At 69.0% G+C, this 4,764-nt stretch carries 4 protein-coding genes; 2 read left to right on the plus strand and 2 right to left on the minus strand.

All coding sequences use genetic code 11. The features are described 5' to 3' along the window. Positions 1–70: 70 nt before the first annotated feature. Positions 71–211 (minus strand): hypothetical protein, encoded by a 141-nt coding sequence (locus G6019_RS15755; RefSeq protein WP_156607202.1) that lies wholly within the window; start codon positions 209–211, stop codon positions 71–73. Between the two features lie 283 nt (positions 212–494). On the opposite strand from G6019_RS15755, the gene ccsB reads away from it, so the two are divergent. Then, positions 495–1,499, plus strand: coding sequence for a c-type cytochrome biogenesis protein CcsB (ccsB, locus tag G6019_RS15760; RefSeq protein WP_182612832.1), 1,005 nt, complete (start codon positions 495–497; stop codon positions 1,497–1,499). A 287-nt stretch (positions 1,500–1,786) separates the two neighbouring features. Here ccsB and G6019_RS15765 read toward each other — a convergent pair whose 3' ends face one another. Next, on the minus strand, positions 1,787–2,995 hold the full coding sequence (locus G6019_RS15765) for a sterol desaturase family protein (RefSeq protein ID WP_182612831.1): 1,209 nt from the start codon (positions 2,993–2,995) through the stop codon (positions 1,787–1,789). A gap of 138 nt (positions 2,996–3,133) precedes the next feature. Between G6019_RS15765 and helR the strand changes: the two genes are divergently transcribed. Further along, the coding region (gene helR, locus G6019_RS15770; protein ID WP_182628008.1) for an RNA polymerase recycling motor ATPase HelR at positions 3,134–4,764 on the plus strand (1,631 nt) is incomplete at its 3' end.

Here is a 4,764-nt window from a genome sequence, read left to right on the forward strand (position 1 = left end):
TGGCGGGCCTACCCCTCATGGCGGCCCTGGGGCGCCGGGCGCAGCGCCGGCTCCTGGAGAACCCAGAGGGTCAGGACCCCGCGCCGAACCGGGCTGCGAGGTAGGGGATGAGCCCCATGCACTCGGGCGTCAGCGCCAGGCAGGACGCCTCACCCGGACCAGGGCCGAAGAGATAGCGCAGCGGGTTGTCGATCGATCCGAATGGAAACACGACGTCACTCCTTGTGAATTCGGGTGCGGTGCCTTGCTCGTGAAATCGGACCTTACCGGGCACCCGTTACCGTGCGGGACCGCACGTGGTCCGGGGTGGTCCGGGGTGATACGGCCCACCATCAGAAAGTGGTTCGGTTGCCGGGGTGATAGGGAAATACCAACGACCGAAGAATCCGGCCTTCCAGACTGTCCAGCACCCCATGAACGCGCGAATCCCCACGTGCGGCGTCGAGGCCTTACGGTGAATTCGCCGGAACTACTCGGCGGAAAGGACCACAACGGTGCTTACTCTCACCCTGGCCCAGGGAGCAGTCGGATCGGTCGACCAGAACCTCTCCGTCTACAGCGACCTGGCCTATCGGACCGGGTTCGGCCTCTACGCGCTGGCATTGCTGGCCTCGATGATCTTCTACGCGGGATTCCGCGTGGCGAGAACGGCCGAGAAGGAACTGGTGAACGCCGGCGGGACCGGCCTCGCCGAATCACACTCGATCACCGACACCGGCGACGAGGACCGCACCTCGGCCGGAAGTGCGCGCTGGGCGAGAATCGCCGCGATATTCGTCGCCGCCGGCTTCCTCTTCCACGTGGCCTCCCTGGTGCTGAGGGCCGCGGCAATCGGGCGCTTCCCCTGGGGCAACATGTACGAGTTCATCTCCGTCACCTGTGCTCTGTCGATAGCGGCCGGACTGGTGTTTCTCCGAAAGCCAGCGTTACAGGTGGCGTGGCCGTTCGTCCTGGTCCCGGTACTGGCGCTGCTGTTCTTCGGCGGCACCCACCTGTACTCGGAGGCCGCGCCCGTGGTGCCGGCCCTGCAATCGTTCTGGTTCCCGATCCACGTGTCGATCGTGTCCCTCGGTTCCGGCATCTTCCTGGTCTCGGGCGTGTCATCCGTTTTGTACCTCCTGCGTCTGTGGCAGCCACAAGACGGGGAACACGGGTGGGGAGCGCCCCTGGTGCGACCGCTGCCCCCCGCCGACACGCTCGATCGGCTCTCGTACCGCACCGCGGTCATCGCGTTTCCGATCTTCAGCGTCGGGATCATCCTCGGCGCGGTGTGGGCCGAGAGCGCGTGGGGCCGATTCTGGGGATGGGACCCCAAGGAGACCGTCACGTTCATCTCCTGGGTGCTGTACGCGGTGTTCCTCCATGCGCGCGCTACCTCAGGGTGGGGTCCCAAGAAGGCGGCGTGGTTCAACATCGCCGGATTCCTGGTGCTCGTCTTCAACCTCTTCTTCATCAACATCGTGATCTCGGGACTGCACTCCTACGCGGGCCTCAACTAGCCGTGACTGTCGGGCTCTGAGGTCACCCGTAATAAAGCGATCCGCCCGAGCGGCAGGGAATCGGCTTCCCCGACGGTCGATCGCGTAAGGCAATCGAGACAGACCCCCGCCGTCTCTGCCTCGACCCGCAGCGGCTGGATTCCATTACAGAGGCGAAGGTCCTGCGCCTGGAATAGAGGTCGTCTGACCGCGCGCCCGGCCACCCTCCCCCATGCGCCCCGCAACGGCACCCCCCTGTACCGCGGTGCCCTGAACGGCCCGCGCAGGGCACCCCAGGTCAGCGCCTTCTACGCCCGTCGCGCCCCCGCCCATCCCGGCCCGCGCACCAGGTACCCGACCCGGTCGGCCCAGGTCTCGGAGCGGAAGACATCGCGGGCGATCGCGATCCATTCGTGCGTGGCGATCCGCAACGGGTTGAACGTGTCGATGTTGGTGGTCAGCCCGTAGACGACCTCCTCCCCCTCGAGTTCGTGGGTGCCGAACAGGCGGTCCCACACGATGAGGATGCTGCCGTGGTTCCGGTCCAGGTACTCGCGGTTGCTGCCGTGGTGCACGCGGTGGTGGGAGGGCGAGTTGAACACCTTCTCCAGCGGCCCGATGGACCGGATCACCGCTGTGTGGATCCAGAACTGGTAGATCAGGTTGATCGCGCGCGCGTCCTGCACCAGCGTCGGCCGCACACCCAGCAGCGAGAGCAGCCCGTACGGCACATAGATCGTCAACGCCTCGGCCACCGGCTGGCGCAGGGCCGTGGAGAGGTTGTAGCGCTCGCTGGAGTGATGCACCACGTGCATGGCCCACAGCCAGCGGCTCTCGTGGTCGAAGCGGTGGTTCCAGTAGTAGATGAAGTCCCACCCCAGGATCGCCACCGCGTAGGCGAGCGGCCCCGAGCCGAGGTCGAGCGGAGAGAACCGGAAGAGCTTCCTGGCGGCCGTCTCCGCGCTCCACAACGTCGAGACCGTGACGACCGCCGAGGCCAGTGCCGTGACCGCCGACCCGCCGGTGATGCGTCGTAGCGCGGGCGGCACCTGAAGAGCCTGATCCGTGGGCACCTGCGCGCTTCCTGCGGCGGGCACGGGCGCGGACCCCGCGACGGGCGACGCGTGGGTGGTGGGGACCTCGTCGTCGTCGTTGCCCGGTCTCCGGCCCACACCTGATGCCACCCTCGACGGCACCGCGCCCGCGTCGAGCAACCCCGTGGTCCGGGTGCGCCGCCACACGTCTCCCGCCGTGGCCACCGCCGCGGCCGCGAGCGACAGACCCATCAGCGCCTTGGCGTACTTACCGGTCCGGGGCGTGACCGGGGCGAGCAACCTGCCCGCGATGTACGGGGCCACGAGGCTGCCCACGCCCATCGAGAGGCTGGCCATGGTGTCGGCGAACTCGTAGTCGCCGGCCCGCTCCCCCTCCGCCGGATTGCGGGACTGCCACGCGTACTCGGCCGCCATCGCCGCGATGAAACCGGGGATCGCCAGGACCGTCAGATCGATCTTCACGTCGCTAAGGATATGACGTGGATCACCTTCGTGCGAGATCGGGACCTCGCTCGCACTGCGGATTCTCTGTCCCTCTTCCAAGTTATAGCTGGTAGGGGGCCTTGCCGCAAGGCCCCGGTGCGGGTGCAGACTTGCGCGATGCCACCTGTCACCACCAGCGTTTTCTCTCTCCCCGACCGCCTTCGGGCCAAGGTCGATCCGGCGCTGATCGCGGCCGACGAACAGCGGTTCTCGGCGATCGCGGACTGCCTCTCGCAGCGGGTCACCGACCTGTCCGCCCGCCTGGCCGGCCGCCGCCGCGACCCCGCCGGCACGGGAGCCCAGACCATCACCCGCGACTCGGACATCCGCCGCCTGGTCGCCGAACTCGCCACCCTGCGCCGGTTCGGACTGGACCTGTGCATCGGGCACGTCGCCCTCGCCGGGGACGTCGAGCCCCTCTACGTGGGCCGCATTGGGTTGACCGACCCGACCGGCACCTCCCTGCTGGTGGACTGGCGGTCGCCGGCCGCCGAACCGTTCTTCGCCGCGACGCTCGCCCGTCCGATGGGGGTGAGATCCCGGCGGAGGTACCGGTGGTCGGGTGGGCGCATCGTGGACTACTGGGACGAGGTCCTCGACGACGACGAGGCGGTCACCAGTACCGCGCTGGACGACCACTCGGCGTTCGTCGCGAGCCTCGGCCGGGCACGGACCGGCCGGATGCACGACGTCCTCGCCACGATCCAGGCCGACCAGGACGCGATCATCCGCGCCGACTCGTCGGGCGCACTCGTGGTGGACGGCGGTCCGGGGACGGGCAAGACGGTGGTGGCGCTGCACCGGGCGGCATACCTGCTGCACTCGGAATCTCGCCTCGGACTGCGGCGCGGACACCTGCTGCTGGTGGGCCCGCACCGCCCGTACCTGGACTACGTCGCGGATGTCCTTCCGGCCCTCGGTGAGCACAGTGTGCAGACGGCCACGCTCGCCGACCTGGTTCCCGACATCCCCGCTCCGGGCGTCGGCGAGGAACCCGATCCCGAGGCCGCCCGCCTCAAGTCGGGGATGCCGATGGTCCGGGCGATCGAGGCGGCCGTGCGCTTCTACGAGCAGCCTCCCGAGCAGCCGATTCGGGTCCAGACAGAGTGGATCGACCTCGAGCTGACACCGGGCGACTGGGCCGAGGCCTTCGCCTCCCCCGAGGACGGCACGCCCCACAACGAGGCCCGGCACGAGATCCTCCAGACCCTGGTCGAGATTCTCCTGGAGAAGTCCGACGCCGGCGTTCCCAAGGCGGTTCTGCGGGCGGAGCTACTGGCGAACGCCGACCTGCGCCGCGAGCTCCACCGCGCGTGGCCGATGATCGACGCGGCGGAGCTGGTGGGTGATCTGTGGACCGTTCCGGCCTACCTGCGCCTGTGCGCGCCCTGGCTCAGCTCAGAGCAGGCCCGGGTGCTCCGCCGGGACGAGCCCGCTGCCTGGACGCGATCGGACCTCCCCCTTCTCGACGCGGCGCGGCACCGGCTGGGGGATGCCGACCGGGACACGAGACGTCGGCGCCGGCATGCCGAGCGCGCGGCCGAACTGCAGCGGCGGAGGTCGGTGATCGACGAGGTGATCGCGGCCGATGACGATCCCGAGGGGGTGGCGCCCATGCTGCGCCACCGCGACCTGCAGGAGGCGCTGCTCGACCAGGCCCCCGACGACGACGCGACGACCACCGACGCCGCCCGCCTGGCCGGCACCTTCGCGCACATCATCGTGGATGAAGCGCAGGAGCTCTCGGA

Source organism: Dietzia sp. DQ12-76 (assembly GCF_014145045.1).
Lineage (GTDB): Bacteria > Actinomycetota > Actinomycetes > Mycobacteriales > Mycobacteriaceae > Dietzia.